Source organism: Methylomicrobium sp. Wu6 (genome assembly GCF_035916875.1).
GTDB lineage: Bacteria > Pseudomonadota > Gammaproteobacteria > Methylococcales > Methylomonadaceae > Methylomicrobium.
Genome location: NZ_JAXUHN010000094.1, coordinates 176,099 through 195,775 on the forward strand (window position 1 = coordinate 176,099; position 19,677 = coordinate 195,775).

Below are 19,677 nucleotides of genomic sequence, written 5' to 3' on the forward strand. Positions count from 1 at the left end.
CTGTCCGATGCGTTAAAACAGCCCGCTGATCCGCCCGTTTTCGTCGATATCGATCTTTTCGGCCGCAGGTACTTTCGGCAGGCCAGGCATGGTCATGATGTCGCCCGCAATCGCGACGATGAAGCCAGCGCCGTTGGCGAGGCGGACTTCGCGGATTTCGACTGTGTGCCCGGAAGGGGCGCCTTTGACCGAGGCGTCGGTCGAGAAAGACATCTGCGTCTTGGCCATGCAGACCGGGAAATGGCCGTATTCGCCGTTCCAGGCCGCAAGCTGCGCCTTAACCTTCGCATTCGCGGTGACATTTGCTGCACCGTACAGTTTGGTCGCGATCGTTTCGATCTTTTCCCAGAGGCTCAGGTGATCGTCGTAAACGAAACGGCAGCCGTCGTGATGGTGATCGGCCGTTTCGGCGACCGCATGCGCGAGCTGTTCGGCGCCCTTGCCGCCTTCGGCCCAGTGGTTCGAGACGATGCAGACCGCTCCGAGGGTCCGGCACTTGTCCTGCAACAGGTTCAGCTCGGCCTCGGTGTCGAAGGTGAAATGGTTGATGCAGATTACGCAAGGCAGGCCGTAGTGCTCGGTGATGTTCCGGTAATGCCGCTCCAGGTTTGCGAAGCCTTTGTCGAGTGCGCTCAGGTTTTCCTGGTTCAAGTCTTCTTTCGCCACGCCGCCGTGGAATTTGAGAGCCCTGACCGTTGCGACCAGGACGGCTGCCGACGGCTTCAATCCCGCCATCCGGCATTTGATGTCGACGAATTTTTCGGCGCCGAGATCCGCGCCGAAGCCGGCTTCGGTTATCACATAATCGGCCAGTTTTAAAGCGGTCTTGGTCGCGGTGACCGTATTACAGCCGTGCGCGATGTTCGCGAACGGGCCGCCGTGAATGAAGGCGATATTGTTTTCGAGCGTTTGCACCAGGTTCGGCTTGATCGCGTCCTTCAACAAGGCCGCCATTGCCCCGTGCGCATTCAGGTCGCGCGCGTAAACCGGTGTCTTATTGTCGATCTTGTAGCCGATCACGATGCGGCCGAGGCGTTCCTTCAAGTCGGCGCGGCTGGTCGCGAGGCAGAGAATCGCCATCACTTCCGAGGCGACCACGATGTCGTAGCCGTCCTCGCGCAGATAGCCGTTCGCGGGGCCGCCCATGCCGACCACGATGTGGCGCAGCGCGCGGTCGTTCATGTCGACGACGCGCTTCCATTGAATCCGGCGAGGGTCGATGCCGAGCGCATTGCCGTGGTTGATGTGGTTGTCGATCAGTGCCGAGAGCAGGTTGTGCGCGACGCCGATCGCATGAAAGTCGCCGGTGAAATGCAGGTTGATGTCTTCCATTGGCACGACCTGCGCATGGCCGCCGCCGGCGGCTCCCCCTTTGACGCCGAAGCAGGGGCCGAGCGAAGGCTCGCGCAAGCACATGATCGTCTTCTTGCCGACACGGTTCAGCGCATCGCCGAGGCCGACCGAGGTAGTGGTCTTGCCTTCGCCGGCCGGCGTCGGGCTGATCGCGGTGACCAGGATCAGTTTGCCGTCCGGTTTGTCGCCGAGGCTGTTTACATAATCCAGCGACAATTTGGCCTTGTAATGGCCGTAAGGATCGAGATGTTCGGCGTCGATGCCGAAATGCTCTTTCGCCAGGCCGATGATCGGCTTCATCTTGGCCTGCTGGGCGATTTCTATGTCAGACATGCTTTCCTCGTAGGGTGGGCAGCGCTAAACTGCCCACCGTAAGTGAATGTTCAAGGTGGCAAACGGTAAGGCCGTTTGGCCACTCTACATAATGGATGCGTTGGCGTAGGCCGTTTTAAGCACCGTAGACTGGAAAACGAGCACACAGCGCCGCGACTTTTTCACGCACCGCCGCAATTACGTTTTCATCGTCGATGTTCTCCATCACGTCGCACATCCAGTGCGCGACATTGATCACCTGTTCTTCCTTGAAGCCGCGCGTGGTCGGCGCCGGGGTGCCGACGCGGATGCCGCTGGTTACGAAAGGTGACTGCGGGTCATTAGGTACCGCATTTTTGTTCACCGTGATGTGCGCCTTGCCGAGCGCCGCGTCGGCGGCCTTGCCGGTAATGCCTTTCGGAATCAAGGAGACCAGCATCAAATGGTTGTCGGTGCCGCCCGAGACTACGTCGAAGCCGCGTTCGATGAAGACTTTCGCCATCGCCTGTGCATTCTTGATCACCTGCTGCTGATAGGCTTTGAATTCCGGTTCCAGCGCTTCCTTGAAGGCGACGGCCTTGGCCGCGATCACGTGCATCAAAGGGCCGCCCTGAATGCCGGGGAAAATCATCGAGTTGATTTTCTTTTCGAGCTCGGCGTTGGCTTTGCCCAGGATGATGCCGCCGCGCGGGCCGCGCAGACTTTTATGCGTCGTGGTGGTGACGATGTCGGCGTAAGGCACCGGGTTCGGATAAAGGCCTGCCGCGACCAATCCCGCGACATGCGCCATATCGACCAGCAGGTAGGCGCCGACCGCGTCGGCGATCGCACGGAAACGCGCCCAATCCATGATCCGCGAATACGCGGAGAAACCGGCGACGATCACTTTCGGGTGATGTTCGCGCGCCAAGGCTTCGATTTGATCGTAATCGAGCAGGCCGGTGGCGGGATCCAAATGGTATTGTACGGCGTTGTAAATTTTACCGGAGAAATTCGGCTTCGCGCCGTGCGTCAAATGGCCGCCATCGGACAGCGCCAAGCCTAAAATGGTGTCGCCCGGTTGGATCAGCGCCATGTAGGCGGCGGCGTTGGCTTGTGAGCCGGAGTGCGCCTGTACGTTCGCCCAGTCTGCCCCGAACAGTTGCTTGGCGCGATCGATGGCCAGTTGCTCGACGACATCGACATATTCGCAGCCGCCATAGTAGCGTTTGCCCGGGTAACCTTCCGCGTATTTGTTGGTTAGCACCGTGCCTTGCGCTTCCAGTACGCGCGGGCTGGAGTAGTTTTCCGAAGCGATCAGTTCGATGTGGTCTTCCTGGCGCCGGCGTTCATCTTCGAGCGCCTGGAACAGTTCATCGTCGTAACCTTTGATAGTCATCGATTTATTAAACATGTGAATCTCCTTATGAATTTGGGATATTTTAGGGCTTGTCGGGGCTGTGGTGCAAAGAGTTATCGTATAGCCCTAGGTTTTCGGGTGAATCAATAGAATCTGTAGATCGGCGACATTGGTGCCGGTCGCGCCGGTGATCAGTAAATCGCCCGAAGCTTGCAAGGCGTGATACGAATCGTTGATGCTGAGCAACGCTATGGGATCGATGCCTTGGGAGCGCATCCGCGTCAACGAACCGGCATCCACTCGTCCGCCCGCCGCATCGGTGGGGCCGTCGCGGCCGTCGGTGCCGGCGCTTAGAAAAACCCAGTCCGCGTCGAGTTTCTTACGTTCTTCGAACAATGCAAACGCCAGCGCCATTTCCTGATTGCGGCCGCCGAGACCGTTGCCGGCCAGTTTGACGGTTGTTTCGCCGCCCGCCAGAAAGGCCATCGGCTGGTGGATTTTTTGGAAGTCGGCGAGAGTATTCGCCCAGTGTTCGGCGGTTTCTCTGGCAATACCACATAAATGATCACTGTAGATAACGGGCTCATAGCCAAGATGCTTTGCCATTTGGGCTGCGGCATTCAGGCTGATCGTATTGCTGCCGATCAAGGTATGGCCGGTTTTTTCAAAGATTGGATCATTCGGCTTCGGTGTTTCGGGGGCATTTCCACTCGCACCGTTTTGCAAATGGTCTCGGACCGAAACGGGAACCTGTTGCCAAAGCTGTCGGTTTTGTAGGATGCGGATCGCCTCGTGAAAAGTGCTCGGATCGGGCACGGTCGGGCCGCTCGCAATCGCACTCAGATCGTCGCCGAGCACATCGGACAGAATCAGCGCGTGCAAATCGGCCGGCGAGGCGAGCTTTGCGAGGCCGCCGCCTTTCAATTGCGACAGATGCTTGCGCACACAGTTGATCTCGTTGATGTCCGCGCCGCTGGCCAACAATAGGCGGGTAACCTCGCATTTTTCGGGTAAGGAAATAGCGTCGACAGGGCAGGGGATCAGGGCCGAACCGCCGCCGCTGACCAGCGTCAGCACCAGTTCGCCGGCTTGCGCCCGGCTGGCTTTTTCGGCGAGCCGTTGGGCGGCTTTATATCCCGCTACGTCCGGCAACGGATGGCCCGCGCCGAAGACTTCGGTGTGGTCCAGCGTAGCAACGTTCTCGTAGTAGGTCACGGCAATACCTTTGCCCGCCCATAATGATTCGGGGATCATCTCTTCGGTCGCTTTGGCCATCGCCGAGGCGGCCTTGCCAAAAGCGATCAGATGAATTTTTGGCCATTTGCCCAGGCGCTGTTTGCTGGGGTCGCCAATATCCAGGCGGATCGCCAAATGCCGCGCACTGGCCGAGAGGCAGTTTTTAACTGCCAGATACGGGTCGGCCGCCGCCACGCCCGCCTGGTAAATGGCAAAGGCATTGTCGCGCAACGCGAGGGATGATTCACTTTCCACTGAATTGAATCGGTTTGTGGAAACGGTAATCAAGCCATTTGCTTGGCTAATTCGAAAATGTTTTCCGCGTCGAAAACCAGTTTGTTGTCGGTAAACAATTTGCCGATGCAGGCGCGGTGCAGTTCGAGTTTTAACGGGCCGAAGCCAAGCGCGCCCCAGACGATCTTGCCGTAGCGTTCCTTGCCCTTGTCGAATACGTCGATGCCGCCGATACCGATTGGCGGGGTCGCGTTCGCATCCGCGATCAGTTCGATGTCGGGATTGTTTTGCCAATGTTCGGCGCCGATCAGTTCGATGCCGGCCGCGCCGGCCGCAAACACGATGTTCGCGTTTTCGATCGCATGGCCTCTGGAGTCATGGTCGGCAGCTTCGATGGGGGTGATGTTGACGCCGAAGCGAGCTTCCATTGCTTGGCAAGCCTCGACGACTTTTGCCATTTTGCGGCCGGTCATCGAAACGATCGCGCCTTCGCGGCTCAGCATCACCGCCGCCCGTTGTCCGACAGGCCCGGTGCCGGCCAGGACGACCGCTTTTTTACCGGATAACGTGCCGCTGACCGCCAATTTGGCGACCGCCGCCGCGGCGGTGGTGTTGCCGCCGTTGCTGTCCAGCATCACCGAGACTTGAAAGCCTGGGAAAAATTTGCTTTGGACCGCTTTCAGCAGATTTTGCCCGGCGATCATGTCGCTGCCGCCGATGAAGATCGCGGTATTTTTTTTGTCTTTCGGCGCCCGTGTAAAAATCGCGCCTTCGACCAGGCCGCCAATATTGTCCGGCGTGAGTGCGCCGAAACCGGTCACATGATCGGCGCCTCCGTCATAGGCAACGACCGTATCGAAGACGGCGGGATGCAGGTCGGTATCGAATTGGAACAGCAGTTTTTTCATGGATGTCGGAGAGCAGGCCGATGACGGCCGAATGCAAATGTTAAATGGGGGATTATTATACCTGAGATGCGTTGTTGATGTCGGCCGGCCTAAGGCCGTAATTAACGATCAAGCGGCGATCAATCGGCTTGCGGGCGTGAGGGCTTGACGTTATCATTAACCGTAGGCAGACAGGGCTCGATGATGATGCGAATGGCGTGAATGCTCAGGCTTCCCGCAGTGGTTATTTGCCGCGAGCGATGATGTTTTCCAAATCAAGCGTTATCGAATAATACACTTACAAATTTAATCATTAGGGATAACAAATGAAAACACCCGTTCATATCGCGGTTTCGGGCGCTGCCGGACAAATTAGCTATTCTCTGTTGTTCCGCCTGGCTTCGGGCTCATTACTGGGTCCCGATCAGCCGATCATTCTGCACTTGCTCGAAATTCCTCAGGCGATGCGCGTTTTGGACGGCGTGGTAATGGAATTGCAGGATTGCGCCAGTCCCTTGCTGCACCGCGTCGAAACGTCCGACGACCCGCGTGTTGCGTTTAGAAACGCCGATTATGTGTTTCTGGTCGGCGCGCGCCCTCGGGGACCGGGTATGGAGCGTAAGGATTTGTTGGAAGTGAATGCGGAGATATTTTCGGTGCAGGGCAGGGCCTTGAGCGATGTCGCGAGCCGCAAGGTGAAAGTCCTGGTAACCGGCAATCCAGCCAATACGAATGCGCTGATTGCGCTGAAAAACGCGCCGGACCTTGGGCCTGAAAATTTTTCGTCGATGACCCGGTTGGATCACAATCGCTCGATCAGTCTGCTCGCAGATAAATGTGGCGTGTTGGCGACCGACGTGAAGAACATGACGATTTGGGGCAATCATTCGACCACTCAATATCCCGATTTGCATCACGCGAAAGTCAAAGGCCAGGATGCGCTGTCCTTGGTCGAACGCCACTGGTTCATCGATGATTTCATTCCGACCGTGCAGCAGCGCGGCGCGGCGGTGATCAAGGCGCGCGGCTTGTCGAGCGCGGCTTCCGCGGCCAATGCCGCCATCGATCATATGCGTGATTGGGCCCTGGATACGCCGGATGGCGACTGGGTCAGCATGGGCATCCTCTCCGATGGCAGTTATGCGATCGAAAGGGATCTGATGTATTCCTTTCCGGTAACCGTCACCCATGGCGAGGTCAGTATCGTGAAAGGGCTAAATATCAATGAATTCAGCATGCAAAAGATGCGGCTGACCGAGACTGAGTTGAAGGAAGAACGGGACGCGATCCGGCATTTGCTATAAATCTGCCGAATTGATCAAAAAGTCGGGTTAGCGTAGCGTAACCCGACATTACCGTAATCTTGAAAGAGTTTTAAAATTATACAACCCGATCGCGTGGTTCCTGCCCCGCAAAAAACGCCGCGATATTTTCCAGCACCCGGTTGCCCATCGCGACGCGGGTTTCCACCGTCGCACTGCCAAGATGCGGCAGCAGGGCCACGTTGTCGAGTTCCAGGAAGCCTGGGTAGACATTTGGCTCGCCCTCGTAAACATCCAGGCCCGCTCCGGTGATCCAGCGTTCCTTCAATGCCTTGCACAAGGCCCGATTGTCAACCACATCGCCGCGCGCGGTATTGATCAAGTGTCCGGCCGGACGCATCAGCTTTAAACGCTCTTCATTGATCAGATGCCGGTTTTCAGCGCTGCCAGGACAATGCAATGAAACAAAATCAGATTTGCTCAATAGTTCCTCGATTGTCGCGCAGCGGCTGGCCTGAACGTCGTCGATAACTTCCTGTGCCGGCGGATTGCGTGGTGTATAAAATAGGATTTTCATTCCAAAACCATGATGCGCCTTTTTTGCGACCGCTTGCGCAATCCGGCCGAAGCCGATCAATCCGAGCGTCTTGCCGGTGACTTTTTGGCCGAGCAAGTGCGTCGGTCCCCAGCCGGCCCATTGGCCGCTACGCACCAGGTGATCGCCTTCGGAGGCGCGGCGGGCCGACATCAACAGCAGCAGCATGGCAATATCGGCGGTGCAGTCGGTCAGGACGCCAGGCGTGTTGGTCACGACCAACCCTTGTTCCTTTGCGGCGGCGATGTCGATATTGTTATAGCCGACCCCGAAATTGCCGATGATCCGGGCGCGCTTGTTCGGGACGCGCAGAATATCGGCGGTGATCGGATCGGTGACGGTCGGCAGCAGCGCATCGGCATTTTGCAGCGCCCCTTTCAATGCGTCGGCGGTCATCGGCACGTCTGTTTCATTCAGCGTGACGTCGTACAATTCTTTCAATTTCGCCTCGACTTCCGAGGGCCATCTGCGGGTCACGACGACTTTGGGTTTGCTCATGGCATCATCTCAACATAGGTCAATCACCTATAAAGCCGGGTTGGGGCACACAACCCGGCTTATCGTTTTTACTTCGCGGTGGAACGGTAATATTCGACTGCCGCCCCAACGCCGCTGCCCGGCTTGATGTCGAAGCCACAATCCAGCATCGCCATTTCGACGCCGGCGAACGCGCCGAGCATCGACACATCGTTCATGTCGCCGACATGGCCGATGCGGAATACCTTGCCAGACAATTCGGACAGGCCCGCACCGAGCGAAATGTTGTATTTTTTGAACGCGACGCTGATCACTTCGCGGGCATCCTTGTCTTCAGGCACGACGACTGCCGAGACGGTATCGGACTCGAAGCCGGGGTGCGCGCACAGTTTCAGGCCCCAGGCCGCAATGGCCTGGCGAGTGCCTTCGGCGAGACGGTGGTGACGGGCATAAACATTGTCCATACCTTCTTCGAGCAACAGATCCAGCGCCTTGCGCAAGCCGTACAGAATCGGCAGAGCCGGGGTATAAGGCGTGTAGCCGTCCTTGTTCTGGTTCATCTGATCACGCAGATCCAGGAAGCAGCGCGGATATTTGCTGGTTTCGGTCGCGTTCAATGCTTTTTGGCTGAAGCACAGAAACGCGCCGCCGGCCGGCAGCATGAAGCCTTTTTGCGAGCCGCTGATCGCGCCGTCGACGCCCCAGTCGTCCATCCGGAAATCCAGGCTGGCGATCGAGCTGACGCCGTCTACGAACAGTAGCGCAGGGTGGCCTGCCGCATCCATGGCTTTGCGGACGCCGGCGATGTCGCTGGTCACGCCGGTCGCGGTTTCGTTGTGGGTCGTCAACACCGCCTTGATTTCGTGATTTTTGTCTTCCTTCAGGCGCGCTTCCAACTTGTCCAGCGGAATGCCCTTGCCCCAGGTTTCCTGATGGATTTCGACATCGAACCCTAAGCGTTTCGCCATTTCGGCCCACAGGTGGCTGAATTGGCCGAAGCGGTAAATGATCACTTTGTCGCCCGGATTCAGCGTGTTGGTCAACGCGACTTCCCAGCCGGCGGTGCCGGTCGCGGGAAAAATGAAGCATTGTCCTTTTTCGGTGCGGAAGACTTTTTTCATGTCTTCGAGCAATGGCTTGAACAGCGTCGGGAATTTGGGCGAACGGTGGTCTTCCATCGGCGCGTGCATCGCGCTTAAAACTTCATGAGGAACGTTGGTAGGGCCAGGAATATAAAGGTGGTTGCGACCAGCCATGGATTTGCCTCGTCAGGGTAGTTAAACGTTATAAAAACGGGGTTGGGCACTCAATGCGCCAAAATTCAAAAACCGCCAATGATGACATACTGGGCTGCAATCGGCAATAGCCGGAGCAAAGCCCTGCCACTGACGCCCACGCCCTGTAACCGCTAAACAAACGCGGTAATCATTGACTTTGAAATCTCCGAAAGTACAATGGCGGATTTATCTTAATTACAGTACGAACAATAGGCAGGTAGTCAACAATGAGTCACACTTTATACACGGCGTCGGTGCAGCGCATTCAGCGCTGTGAACTAGCAGTTCCCGGATCGAATCCCGGCATGTTCGAAAAAGCCTTGAAAAGCGGTGTGGACTTCATTTTTCTCGACCTCGAAGATGCGGTGGCGCCCGACGACAAATTACAGGCGCGCAAAAACATCATCGAAGCGATCAACGATTTGGACTGGAAGGGCCACGGCATTACCTTGTCCGTGCGGATCAACGGTCTGGACACCCAATATATGGTGCGCGACGTGGTCGATCTGGTCGAACAGGCCGGCGCCAAAATCGACACGATTCTGATTCCTAAGGTCGGCGTTTACGGCGATGTGTACATGGTCGAGGCGATGCTGAATCAGCTTGAAATGCAGCAGGGCCTGAAAAACAAGATCGGCATCGAAGCGTTGATCGAAACTGCGCTGGGCATGGCCAATGTCGAGGACATCGCAAGACAGGGCGCCAGCGGCCGTCTCGAAGCGTTGCATTTCGGCGTCGCCGATTATGCGGCCAGCAACCGTGCGCGGACCGTCAATATCGGCGGTCTGAATCCAGACTATCCGGGCGACCAGTGGCACGCGGCGATCAGTCGTATGACCGTGGCCTGCCGCGCTTACGGCTTGCGTCCGATCGACGGACCGTTCGGCGATCTGAAAGATCCGGAAGGTTACAAACAGGCCGCACGGCGCGCCGCCGCGCTCGGCTGCGAAGGCAAATGGGCGATTCATCCGTCGCAAATCGAATTGGCCAATGAGGTGTTTACGCCGCCGGCCGCCGAAGTCGAAAAAGCCAAGCGCATTCTGATTGCCATGCAGGAAGCGGCGGCGCAAGGCAAAGGCGCGGCCTCGCTGGACGGTCGCCTGATCGATGCGGCTTCCGAAAAAATGGCGAACAATATCGTCAGAGCGGCCGAAGCGATTGCCGCGAAAACTAAATAATAACTGATAGCGGAGAGGCAAGAGTCGTGGATATTCATGAGTATCAGGCGAAAGAAATTTTACAGGGCTATGGCGTAAAGATCGCCGAGGGCGGTCTGGCCTACAGCCCGGAAGACGCTGTCCAGCGTGCCCGCGAAATCGGCGGCCATCTGTGGGTGGTCAAGGCGCAGATTCATTCCGGCGCGCGCGGCAAGGCCGGCGGTATCAAGATCTGCAAGACTCACGACGAAGTTGAAGCGGCCGCCGATAGCCTGCTCGGCAAACGGCTGCGAACGCATCAGACAGGCCCAGCCGGCAAGGTCTGCAACCGCCTTTATATCGAAGCGGGCACCGAGATCGCGAAAGAATTGTATTTTTGCCTGCTGGTCGATCGCAGCGCCGAGCGGATCGTGATGATCGGTTCCGCCGAGGGCGGGATGGATATCGAGGAGCTGGCGAAGACCCGGCCGGAAGCGATCACCAAGATTTACATAGAACCGGCGGTCGGCCTGCTCGACTATCAGGCGCGCGAAATGGCTTTCGCGTTGGGTCTCGACTCAGAAATCATCAGCCACGCGGTCAAGACGATCAAAGGCTGCTATAAGGCACTCCGTGAGCTCGATTGCAGCATGCTCGAAATCAACCCGCTGGTAATTACCCGCAGCAACGAGTTGGTCGCCTTGGACGCGAAGATGGGCTTCGACGACAACGCCTTGTTCCGTCGGCCGAAAATTTCCGAGTTGCGCGATAAAACCCAGGAAGACCCGCGCGAAATGGCCGCCGCCGACCGAGGCCTCAGCTATGTCGGCCTCGACGGCGATATCGGCTGCATGATCAACGGCGCTGGCCTCGCGATGGCGACGATGGACATGATCAAACTGGCAGGCGGGGAACCAGCGAACTTTCTCGACGTCGGCGGCGGCGCCTCGGCAGAGCGTACCGAAAAAGCCTTCCGCTTGGTGTTGGCCGACAAGAACGTGAAGGCAATGCTGGTCAATATTTTCGCCGGCATCAATCGCTGCGACTGGATCGCCGAGGGCGTCGTGCACGCGGTAAAAAAAATCGACATGCAAATTCCTTTGATCGTGCGTCTGTCCGGCACCAACGTCGAGGAAGGTCAGCGCATCATCAAAGAAAGCGGTCTGCCGATCATTACCGCCGATACCCTGGCCGAGGCGGCCGAAAAAGCGGTGCAGGCGCGTAATCAGGTCGTCGCGAAAGCAGCGCACGCTACAGAAGGTTGTTAAGGAATCAAGATGGCAATTTTTATCGACGAAAACACACGCATCATCGTTCAGGGCTTTACCGGCAAGATCGGTTCGTTTCATGCCGAGGACATGATCAAATACGGCTCCAATGTCGTCGGCGGCGTCACGCCCGGCAAAGGCGGTCAAACCCATCTGGGCCTGCCGGTATTCAACACGGTTAAGGAAGCGGTACAAAAAGCCGATGCGGAAGCCAGTATCGTGTTCGTGCCGCCGGCCTTTGCTGCCGATTCGATCATGGAAGCCGCCGATGCGGGCATCCGGTATTGCGTCGCCATTACCGATGGTATTCCGACTCAGGACATGATGACGGTCAAGAATTTTTTGCGCCGTTTTCCGAAAGACAAACGTATGATTCTGACCGGCCCGAATTGCGCCGGCACGATCAGCCCGGGTCGTTCGATGCTGGGTATCATGCCGGGACATATTTATAAACAAGGCAATGTCGGCATCGTCGGCCGTTCAGGAACGCTCGGCTATGAAGCCGCCGACCAGATGAAACGTCTCGGTATCGGCGTTTCGACATCGGTCGGCATCGGTGGCGACCCGATCAACGGTAGCTCGCACCGCGACATACTCGAACAATTCGAGCAAGATCCCGAAACGCAAGTCGTGCTGATGATCGGTGAAATTGGCGGCCCGCAGGAGGTCGAAGCCGGCCTGTTCGCGAAAGAACACATGACTAAGCCAGTCGTTGCTTACATCGCAGGACTTACTGCGCCGGAAGGCCGCCGCATGGGTCATGCCGGCGCGATCATTTCCTCGGCGGGCGAAGGCGCGGCCGAAAAGGTTGCAATACTGAAGGAACTCGGCGTCACGATCTGTCCGACGCCGGCTTCGATGGGAGGGACCGTAGCCGAGGTGTTGGCGAAGCTGTAAGATACGGGGCATTGGCAAGGGCGGGTGTGAATGCTTTTCTGCCCGCCTGAGTTGCAAACGGTCGTTTTTTCTTTGTCATGGTTTGAACTTAATTTTTGCTTCGCTTGAGGTTGCGACAGATACACTTTATCTCTAAAGGTTCTAGTAATGCCGTTATGGATTTGGTATGTTATCGCACGCTATGACCCTGGAAAGGGGTAGCGATTTATAAAAATATAACTTCCTAGGATATCAAGTATGAAAACTTTGAAAATCATTGCAGCAGGTATCGTTAGTCTGGCGTTGTTGGCAGGCTGCCAAAAGTCTGAAGACAAAGCGGCAGAAGGCACATCTCAGCCTGCAGCGGCGGGTGCTCAGGGCGAGGCCGGTGCTCCGGGTGCGGCGGGTGCCCAGGGCGAAGCGGGTGCCCCGGGTGCGGCCGGTGCTCCGGGCGCGGCGGGTGCCCAGGGCGAGGCGGGTGCTCCGGGTGCGGCAGCTCCCGCTCCAGCGCCAGAAGCGGCACCTAAATAATCACGCTAACTTCTGATTTAGAAGAAAGGAATGCCGGGCCAATCCGTTTGGCCCGGCATTTTTTTTGCTTTTCTACGGCTATCCAATCACCACTTTAGGCGATTAACTCGATTACAGCCAGTAAGCTCATAACTCATGTGCAAGTGGCTCGGCGGTCGTTTACATCTCCATGATCTGGCAGTCTGATTTGCTGAGGCCAAAATAGCGGCTGAATGGAGCCGAGTGCGGTTTTACGCAGAAATGAATACCGGCCGAGTCAATGAAGCGTTGCTTACAATTGGCGATAGAGTTATATTTAACAGGATGGCTGACTTCGTTCGACGGTTTGCGCCTACGCCTCGCGTTCCGGCTTTAACGCTATGTTTTTTCAAGATCAACAGCAATGAAGTCTTGCTATACAAAATAACTACAACAACTTAGGAGGATCATATGTTTAAATTTCGTGCGCTGGCGACAGCGCTGGCTTTAGCGAGTTCTGTTTCAGTGGCTTGGGCGCTCGAAACTTTGCCGACCGAAGCTCCCGCGCCGGCCGACAATCCCACTAGCGAAGCCAAAGTCGAATTGGGCAAAATGCTCTATCATGACCCGCGTTTGTCATCGACGGGCACCGTGTCTTGCGCCTCCTGCCATAACACGATGCTGGGCGGCGAAGACAACCGGCCAAATTCGATGGGCGTGAACGGCCAAACCGGCGGCCGCAGCGCGCCGACTGTCTGGAATTCGGCATTCAACAAAGTACAGTTCTGGGACGGCCGGGCGGCCAGTCTGGAAGATCAGGCGGCAGGCCCTGTCACCAATCCGATCGAGATGGGTATGAAGAGCTGGGACGATGTGGTCGCGCGCTTGAAAACGATAGAGGGTTATCAGAAGGCTTTTGATGAAGCGTTTCCGGGAGGAGAAATTTCTAAGGACACTGCGACCAAAGCGATCGCTGCTTATGAAAGAACGCTGATTACGCCGAACAGCGCTTATGATAAATATGTCGGCGGCGATCAGTCGGCCTTGACCGAGCAGCAAGTGCGTGGTTTGAATAAAGCGGCCGAACTGGGGTGCACCAGTTGTCACAGCGGGCCCGCATTCAACGGCGGCGGTTCGTTCCAGAAATTCCCAGTGTTTGAAAACGGCTATTTCGAAGCCCAATATCATTTCTCGAAAGACAAGGGCGTCGCCGAAGTCTCGAAGAATCCGGCCGATGAGCATCTGTTCAAAGTGCCGACATTGCGTAACGTGGCGTTGACAGCGCCTTATTTCCATAATGGTTCGGTCAAATCGTTGGATCAGGCCGTTAAGGTGATGGCCAAACTGCAATTGAACAAGGATCTGGAAAGAAAAGATATTGAAGATATCGTTGCTTTTCTGAACGCGCTTACCGGTGAGTTCCCGAAGCAAACGATGCCGCGTTTGCCAGGTACGCCCGGCAAATCGTTTAATTAAAGAGCATCAATAACCCGCGTATCGGTCAGGGCGCGTTTAAGGCGCACCCTGACAATCGCTCGGCGCTCAGCTTTCGGATTTTTTCGCTTCTCCTCATTACTAATTGCCGGGCGGCAATCGGTAATCTCTTCCGTTCTTCGAATATCAACACCGATGAATTCGCCGTAGCGGCGATCGACCAGTCATTCGCGTCAATGGCTCGGTATGCAACATTCGTTGCACGCGTGAGCCTTTTTCGGTGCGGGAATGCGTATGCTCGGCGCTGCCGCTGGTTTGTACATAAAGCCCCCACCATTTCGGTCGTACTCATGAATCGCAGATTATTATTTTTTTGCGAGCGGCAAATCGGTCTGCGGCAGGGCTTCGGTTTGCCTGTCATCGCCGTCAATTCGCTGGGCAGGGGGAGGGGCATCGATTACAAGAAGATTTGTGCCGATCAGACCAAGCAGTTGAAGAGAATCATTTCTCCGGCGTGCAGAATTACCATGCTGTCGATGACATAGCCAATGGCGGCCGTGTTGGGGCTTCGGCCGGCTGGTTCTGGCTATAATTCCGCAAACGGCGGGCGGTGCGGCTCGTCGAATCGACCTCTAGGGCGGCGTTGATAGAGGCTGGCCGCCAGCTGCAAACATGTGTCCACAAAAATAGAAAGAGTAATGTAATCAGGACCACACGGAGCGCATCTGCAGACCGAACGATAAGTTGATGATCATAAAAAAATCAGGCGGGCGCTTTCAAATCGATCGCGCGCAACGGTGATAAAATGAGTGCCGGATTGATGAACTATGGCTAGGACTGTAATTGATGAGCGATTTATTCCCTATGCGCGTGTTGAATTATCTGTTCATAGTGATCGTTCTGGCGCTCGTTTGTTTTGGTTTCGGCATCCTGGGCCAACTGCTGACCGTGATGTCCAACCAGGCAGGCGTTTTAGGGCCCTCTTCCGGCATCGCTCAGGCGGCATTGCTGTTGCTCGGCAATCGCCTATGGCCGGGCGTGTTTCTCGGTAGTTTTGCAATCAGCGCCTATGCCTATGGGTTCAGCATCGATGCGTCGATGGTTGCGATTCATGCGGTGAATGCGGTGGCCGCGACGCTATCGGCGGTGCTGGGTTGCGTGCTGATCCAGAGGTTTGTGGGCTTTCCGAATCCTTTGATCGAAGATCGCAGCATCATACTGTTCATGCTGATCGGCGGGCCGTTGAGCTGTTTGATTACGCCAACCATGGGCGTCATTGCGCTGCAACAGGCAGGCATGATCGGTGCTGCGGAAATATTCTCGTATTGGTTTCCGTGGTGGATAGACGATATGATGGGCGTGCTGGTGTTTACCCCGGTCATACTGATCGCCTATGCCGAGCCCAGGGCGGTTTGGGGCGAACGCCGGTATTCGGTCGGTTTGCCGCTGATGACGACGTTTGTGCTGGTGATCTTCCTGTATTTCCATGTCCGGCAACTCGAAGCGGAGCGGCGACGCCAGGAATTCGACGATCGAACCGTTACTTTGTCTCAAGCCATTATCAATCGGCTGCAGGGCGACATGCATGCGATCTATACGGTGCGCAATTTTTTTTATGGCTCCCGCCGGGTTGAGCAACAAGAATTCGAGTTGTTTACCCGACAAACGCTGGGGATGTTTCCTGAAATCAAGTCGAGCAGTTGGATCACTGTTGCGAAAGACGGCGGCATAAAGCTGGAATTTATCTCGGTATTGAACGAATCCTCGAAGAAAGATGTGTCTATGCAGGGCGTCCTGTCGAGCTATCAAAAAAATATGCTCAAAAGCCGCCGGATCAGTGCGGAAGACGTTGATTTTACGATCGAATACGGTCAGGCAATTGTGTTTTCCCCGGTTTTCACTCACGAATCGAATAGCCGCAAGAGCCTTAGGGGATGGGTATCGGCTTCGTTTTCGATTGCCGATCTGGTGCATTTTTCGACACAGGCACTGAAAAATACCGGCTGTTTACTGACGATCGTCCTGGAAAAAGGGGCGGCCGGGCCATATAACTTGATTTATTCGAATCAGCCGGCCGGTTTTCCGCAAACCGAAGCCGTTAGACAGTATGCGACGGAAGCTGGTGGGCAGCGTTGGCTGTTGTCTTTCTATCAAGGCAGGGAAAATTCGCAGTTGCCTTGGCCGATTTGGTGGGTATTGGTCAGTGGCTTGCTGTTTACCAGTCTGTTGGGCGTCGGTCTGCTGATGCTGACCGGGCGCTATTTTCGGACCGAGACCGTCATCAGGGAGCGTACCAAAGAGTTGCTCAAGGCTAAAATCGCTGCGGAAGCGGCGAATGATTCAAAAAGCCGATTTCTGGCAAATATCAGTCATGAGTTGCGCACGCCGTTGAATGCGATACTTGGTTTCTCACAACTTTTGCTGAAGAAGCGCATTTTTCAGAAAGAAGATTACGAGCAAATCAATACGATCAAGCAATGCAGCAACCATTTGTTGGAGTTGATTACCGGCATTTTGGACATTGCATCGATCGAATCGAACAAAATCAGGACCGACGTCAAAGTCTTCGATAGCCATAAATTATTGAAAAATATCATCGATATTTGCCGATTGGACGCCGAGTCCAAGCGGCTTGAACTCGATGTGCAGGTGTTGGCGATCCCGCGGTTGTTGTTAGGCGATCAAAAACGCATTCGCCAGGTGATCGTCAATCTACTCGATAACGCGATCAAATACACCGAGAATGGTAGGGTGGCGCTGACATCGGGTTATGTCGACGGGCATTGGTGTATCACAATCGAGGATACCGGCTGTGGGATTGCCGAACAGGATTTGGATGCTATCTTCACACCCTTCACGCAACTGAACGAGGATGAATTCATCCGGCCCGGCCTGGGCTTGGGGTTGGCGATTACCCGCGAATTGATCCATATCATGGGCGGCGCCATCAGTGTGACGAGTAAGCCCGGCTCGGGCAGCCGATTTTCGGTGTCGCTGCCGTTGCCGATCGTTGCAGATGAGCCGTTAGCGGGGTTGACTGACAACAGTGCGAGGCCGCCGATTGACGGGCCGTTGCGGGTGCTGATCGCGGACGATAATCAAATCAACCTTTTGCTGCTGGCCAATTTGCTCGAGCTTGAAGGTTGCAGCGTCGATTCGGCTACCAACGGCAGGGAAGCGCTGGCGTTTCTCGAAAAGAACCATTACCGACTGGCGCTGTTCGATTTGAATATGCCGGTGATGACCGGTCTCGAATTATTGACGATCGTCAGACGTCGGGACAAGGCCCTCAAAATGGTCGCGGTCAGCGCTTATGCCGACGAAGGCCGCATCAATGAAGCCTTGGCGGCCGGTTTCGATGCCTATCTGACCAAGCCAATTCATGACGAAGAACTGACCGCGTTGTTGAATTCGGTGCGGTGTTGAGTTAATGAAAAGCCAAAGGGTTTATTTTTAATTTATACGCTAAAGCTTTCGCCGCAGCCGCAGGTCGCCTTCACATTCGGATTGTTGAATTGAAACGCCTCGTTGATGCCTTCGCGGCGGTAATCGAGTTCCATGCCGTCGATGTAGGGTAGGTCGGCCTGCTTGACGATCAGTTTGACGCCGTATTCCTCAAACACCGTTTCATTATCCTCAAGCTGATCGGCATAGTCGAGCGCATAAGCATAGCCCGAGCAGCCCGATTTTTTGACGCCGATTTTCAGGCCGATGCCTTTGCCGCGTTTTTCGAGCTGTTTCTTGATCTGCTTGGCGGCTTTCTCGGTGAGCATGACTGACATAAGTTTTTTCATCCTTCCTGGCAAACCAGGGCTTTTAACAGTTTGATAAATTGGGTTATCTGGTCAGGGGTATTGGCTGTTCCGAGGCTGATCCGAAGCGCGCTTTGGGCCAATACCGGATCGACGCCCATTGCAGTCAACACATAACTCGGCTCCCTGCCGCCGCTGGCGCAGGCAGAGCCGCTGGATACCGCAATGCCCTGCTGATCGAGTTTCATCAGCAGCATTTCGCCGTCGCTATTCGGCAGGCCGAACTGTACCGTATTAGGCAATCGGGGGGCTGCTTCGGAAAAAATGGTCAAGCCCGGAATCGACCGGAGCCCATCTTCCAGATGGGTGTTTAAAAGTGAAAGACGTTCATTGCGTTGGTCAAGTTCGGACTTTGCAAGTTCCGCCGCCTTGCCGAAACCGACGATCGCGGCGACGTTCTCGGTGCCGGCCCGATAGCCTTGTTCCTGTCCGCCGCCGAGCAGCAGCGGCGAGAGTCTGACGCCTTTCTCGAAAACCAGCGCGCCGGCACCCTTCGGGCCATAAATCTTGTGGCTGGACAGCGACAGCAATTGCACGCCCAATCTTTTGAAATCGATCGGGATCTTGCCGGCCGCCTGCACCGCGTCGGTATGCAGCGAAATATTGTGGTCTTTCAATTGTCCGGCATGGCGCGTAACATCCTGAATCACGCCGGTTTCATTATTCGCGAGCATGATTGAAACCCAGGCCGTTTTTGGATCGCGGATGATCTCGTCGATGGCTTCTTGCCGGATCAATCCGTGTTGATCGACGCCGATGATCGACACGGGATGGCCTTGTTGCCGCAAGCGCTCGGTCGGTTCGAGGATGGACGGATGTTCGATCGCCGACACCGCAAGGCCGGCCGCCGGTTCGAGATTCGCTAGGGCCTGGTTATTCGCTTCGGTGCCGCCGCTGGTAAAAATTACCTGGCTTGCCGAGGCGCCGACCAGTTCCGCGACTTGATTGCGTGCCGTATCGACAGCGCTTCTTGCAAGCCTGCCGAGTCGGTACAGCCCGGATGCATTGCCGTAAAAGCTTTTCAGATAGGGCAGCATCGCTTCGAGCACCCGATCATCTATCGGGGTGGTCGCGTTATGATCCAGATAGATCATTTAGGGTAGGCGCTGATTCCTGTTTGGTGATGGAACTCGATCACGCGCTGGGCGTCCTGTTCCTGCCTCCGGGCGATTTCCTGCACATGATGTTTTTCCAGGAGATCGGCCAGCGTAATGCCTTTTAGATAGTCGCGGATTTGGTCGCTGAGGCCCATCCATAAGTCGTGCGTCAGGCAGGCCTTGTGATTTTGGCAATTGGCTTCGCCGCCGCATTTGGTCGCATCGATTTGTTCATCGACCGCGGCAATGATGTCCGCAATATTGATCGATGAGGTTTGGCCGGCCAGCGTATAACCGCCGCCGGGGCCGCGCACGCCCTTGACCATACCGGCGCGGCGCAGGCGGGCAAATAATTGTTCTAGATAAGACAGCGAAATGGTTTGCCGAGTCGCGATGTCGGTCAATGTAACAGGGGTCTTTTGGCTGTGAAAAGCAAGATCAAGCATCGCGGTGACCGCATAGCGGCCTTTGGTAGTCAAGCGCACAACATTAATCCTTACAAAAAAATAGTAGTGTCACCCGATTTTAATCTTAACCCATTAAAATAGTCAACATTTATAACCCTAGTTTTTTTAACGTTAATGCGTTAAGAG

17 protein-coding genes are annotated in these 19,677 nt (G+C 55.7%); 8 read left to right on the forward strand and 9 right to left on the reverse strand.

Going from position 1 to position 19,677, the window contains the following annotated elements; all coding sequences use genetic code 11:
* Window positions 1–12: 12 nt before the first annotated feature.
* The 4 genes from U2W12_RS18750 to U2W12_RS18765 form a co-directional block, all read right to left on the reverse strand.
* On the reverse strand, window positions 13–1,686 hold the full coding sequence (locus tag U2W12_RS18750; protein ID WP_326502216.1) for a formate--tetrahydrofolate ligase: 1,674 nt from the start codon (window positions 1,684–1,686) through the stop codon (window positions 13–15).
* Window positions 1,687–1,801: 115 nt separating this feature from the next.
* Entirely contained in the window at window positions 1,802–3,058 is a 1,257-nt protein-coding gene (glyA, locus tag U2W12_RS18755; protein ID WP_326502217.1) for a serine hydroxymethyltransferase, read from the reverse strand.
* Window positions 3,059–3,130: 72 nt separating this feature from the next.
* Window positions 3,131–4,495 carry a glycerate kinase gene (locus tag U2W12_RS18760; protein ID WP_326502218.1) on the reverse strand — a complete coding sequence of 455 codons (1,365 nt, stop codon included), beginning with the start codon at window positions 4,493–4,495 and terminating at the stop codon, window positions 3,131–3,133.
* Between the two features lie 29 nt (window positions 4,496–4,524).
* Window positions 4,525–5,382, reverse strand: coding sequence for an NADP-dependent methylenetetrahydromethanopterin/methylenetetrahydrofolate dehydrogenase (locus tag U2W12_RS18765; RefSeq protein ID WP_326502219.1), 858 nt, complete (start codon window positions 5,380–5,382; stop codon window positions 4,525–4,527).
* A gap of 305 nt (window positions 5,383–5,687) precedes the next feature.
* Here U2W12_RS18765 and U2W12_RS18770 point away from each other — a divergent pair, with 305 nt between their 5' ends.
* Window positions 5,688–6,665, forward strand: a complete 978-nt coding sequence (locus U2W12_RS18770; protein WP_326502220.1) for a malate dehydrogenase — start codon at window positions 5,688–5,690, stop codon at window positions 6,663–6,665.
* A gap of 76 nt (window positions 6,666–6,741) precedes the next feature.
* Here U2W12_RS18770 and U2W12_RS18775 read toward each other — a convergent pair whose 3' ends face one another.
* Together U2W12_RS18775 and U2W12_RS18780 are read right to left on the reverse strand one after the other, a co-directional pair.
* Complete coding sequence (locus tag U2W12_RS18775; RefSeq protein ID WP_326502221.1) at window positions 6,742–7,716, reverse strand: D-glycerate dehydrogenase; 975 nt, start codon at window positions 7,714–7,716, stop codon at window positions 6,742–6,744.
* A 68-nt stretch (window positions 7,717–7,784) separates the two neighbouring features.
* On the reverse strand, window positions 7,785–8,951 hold the full coding sequence (locus U2W12_RS18780; protein ID WP_326502222.1) for an aminotransferase class V-fold PLP-dependent enzyme: 1,167 nt from the start codon (window positions 8,949–8,951) through the stop codon (window positions 7,785–7,787).
* Window positions 8,952–9,199: 248 nt separating this feature from the next.
* Here U2W12_RS18780 and U2W12_RS18785 point away from each other — a divergent pair, with 248 nt between their 5' ends.
* The 7 genes from U2W12_RS18785 (at window position 9,200) to U2W12_RS18815 (ending at window position 17,601) form a co-directional block, all read left to right on the forward strand.
* Complete coding sequence (locus U2W12_RS18785; protein WP_326502223.1) at window positions 9,200–10,150, forward strand: CoA ester lyase; 951 nt, start codon at window positions 9,200–9,202, stop codon at window positions 10,148–10,150.
* Between the two features lie 26 nt (window positions 10,151–10,176).
* On the forward strand, window positions 10,177–11,376 hold the full coding sequence (locus tag U2W12_RS18790; RefSeq protein ID WP_326502224.1) for a malate--CoA ligase subunit beta: 1,200 nt from the start codon (window positions 10,177–10,179) through the stop codon (window positions 11,374–11,376).
* 9 nt (window positions 11,377–11,385) lie between these two features.
* The gene (sucD, locus tag U2W12_RS18795) at window positions 11,386–12,273 is read left to right on the forward strand and encodes a succinate--CoA ligase subunit alpha (RefSeq protein WP_326502225.1); all 888 of its coding nucleotides are present in this window, start codon (window positions 11,386–11,388) and stop codon (window positions 12,271–12,273) included.
* A 237-nt stretch (window positions 12,274–12,510) separates the two neighbouring features.
* On the forward strand, window positions 12,511–12,783 hold the full coding sequence (locus tag U2W12_RS18800) for a hypothetical protein (protein ID WP_326502226.1): 273 nt from the start codon (window positions 12,511–12,513) through the stop codon (window positions 12,781–12,783).
* A gap of 429 nt (window positions 12,784–13,212) precedes the next feature.
* On the forward strand, window positions 13,213–14,217 hold the full coding sequence (locus tag U2W12_RS18805) for a cytochrome-c peroxidase (protein ID WP_326502227.1): 1,005 nt from the start codon (window positions 13,213–13,215) through the stop codon (window positions 14,215–14,217).
* A gap of 308 nt (window positions 14,218–14,525) precedes the next feature.
* Window positions 14,526–14,720, forward strand: coding sequence for a hypothetical protein (locus U2W12_RS18810; protein ID WP_326502228.1), 195 nt, complete (start codon window positions 14,526–14,528; stop codon window positions 14,718–14,720).
* A gap of 301 nt (window positions 14,721–15,021) precedes the next feature.
* The gene (locus U2W12_RS18815) at window positions 15,022–17,601 is read left to right on the forward strand and encodes an ATP-binding protein (RefSeq protein WP_326502229.1); all 2,580 of its coding nucleotides are present in this window, start codon (window positions 15,022–15,024) and stop codon (window positions 17,599–17,601) included.
* Window positions 17,602–17,633: 32 nt separating this feature from the next.
* Here U2W12_RS18815 and U2W12_RS18820 read toward each other — a convergent pair whose 3' ends face one another.
* Genes U2W12_RS18820 through iscR form a run of 3 tightly spaced genes read right to left on the reverse strand, consistent with a single transcriptional unit; the run spans window position 17,634 to window position 19,569 of the window.
* A complete protein-coding gene (locus U2W12_RS18820) occupies window positions 17,634–17,957 on the reverse strand; it encodes an iron-sulfur cluster assembly accessory protein (RefSeq protein ID WP_326502230.1) in 324 nt (107 codons plus the stop codon).
* A gap of 8 nt (window positions 17,958–17,965) precedes the next feature.
* A complete protein-coding gene (locus tag U2W12_RS18825; protein WP_326502231.1) occupies window positions 17,966–19,081 on the reverse strand; it encodes a cysteine desulfurase family protein in 1,116 nt (371 codons plus the stop codon).
* Window positions 19,078–19,569 (reverse strand): Fe-S cluster assembly transcriptional regulator IscR, encoded by a 492-nt coding sequence (gene iscR / locus U2W12_RS18830; protein WP_326502232.1) that lies wholly within the window; start codon window positions 19,567–19,569, stop codon window positions 19,078–19,080. The genes U2W12_RS18825 and iscR overlap by 4 nt, the downstream gene beginning before the upstream one ends.
* Window positions 19,570–19,677: the final 108 nt, after the last annotated feature.

What these genes read in the sequence shown, in the direction of transcription:
- U2W12_RS18750 (WP_326502216.1), bottom strand. Translation starts at nt 1,686, where the DNA reads ATGTCTGACATAGAAATCGCCCAGCAGGCCAAGATGAAGCCGATCATC.
- glyA (WP_326502217.1), bottom strand. Translation starts at nt 3,058, where the DNA reads ATGTTTAATAAATCGATGACTATCAAAGGTTACGACGATGAACTGTTC.
- U2W12_RS18765 (WP_326502219.1), bottom strand. Translation starts at nt 5,382, where the DNA reads ATGAAAAAACTGCTGTTCCAATTCGATACCGACCTGCATCCCGCCGTC.
- U2W12_RS18770 (WP_326502220.1), top strand. Translation starts at nt 5,688, where the DNA reads ATGAAAACACCCGTTCATATCGCGGTTTCGGGCGCTGCCGGACAAATT.
- U2W12_RS18775 (WP_326502221.1), bottom strand. Translation starts at nt 7,716, where the DNA reads ATGAGCAAACCCAAAGTCGTCGTGACCCGCAGATGGCCCTCGGAAGTC.
- U2W12_RS18780 (WP_326502222.1), bottom strand. Translation starts at nt 8,951, where the DNA reads ATGGCTGGTCGCAACCACCTTTATATTCCTGGCCCTACCAACGTTCCT.
- U2W12_RS18785 (WP_326502223.1), top strand. Translation starts at nt 9,200, where the DNA reads ATGAGTCACACTTTATACACGGCGTCGGTGCAGCGCATTCAGCGCTGT.
- sucD (WP_326502225.1), top strand. Translation starts at nt 11,386, where the DNA reads ATGGCAATTTTTATCGACGAAAACACACGCATCATCGTTCAGGGCTTT.
- U2W12_RS18800 (WP_326502226.1), top strand. Translation starts at nt 12,511, where the DNA reads ATGAAAACTTTGAAAATCATTGCAGCAGGTATCGTTAGTCTGGCGTTG.
- U2W12_RS18805 (WP_326502227.1), top strand. Translation starts at nt 13,213, where the DNA reads ATGTTTAAATTTCGTGCGCTGGCGACAGCGCTGGCTTTAGCGAGTTCT.
- U2W12_RS18810 (WP_326502228.1), top strand. Translation starts at nt 14,526, where the DNA reads ATGAATCGCAGATTATTATTTTTTTGCGAGCGGCAAATCGGTCTGCGG.
- U2W12_RS18815 (WP_326502229.1), top strand. Translation starts at nt 15,022, where the DNA reads ATGAGCGATTTATTCCCTATGCGCGTGTTGAATTATCTGTTCATAGTG.
- U2W12_RS18820 (WP_326502230.1), bottom strand. Translation starts at nt 17,957, where the DNA reads ATGTCAGTCATGCTCACCGAGAAAGCCGCCAAGCAGATCAAGAAACAG.
- U2W12_RS18825 (WP_326502231.1), bottom strand. Translation starts at nt 19,081, where the DNA reads ATGATCTATCTGGATCATAACGCGACCACCCCGATAGATGATCGGGTG.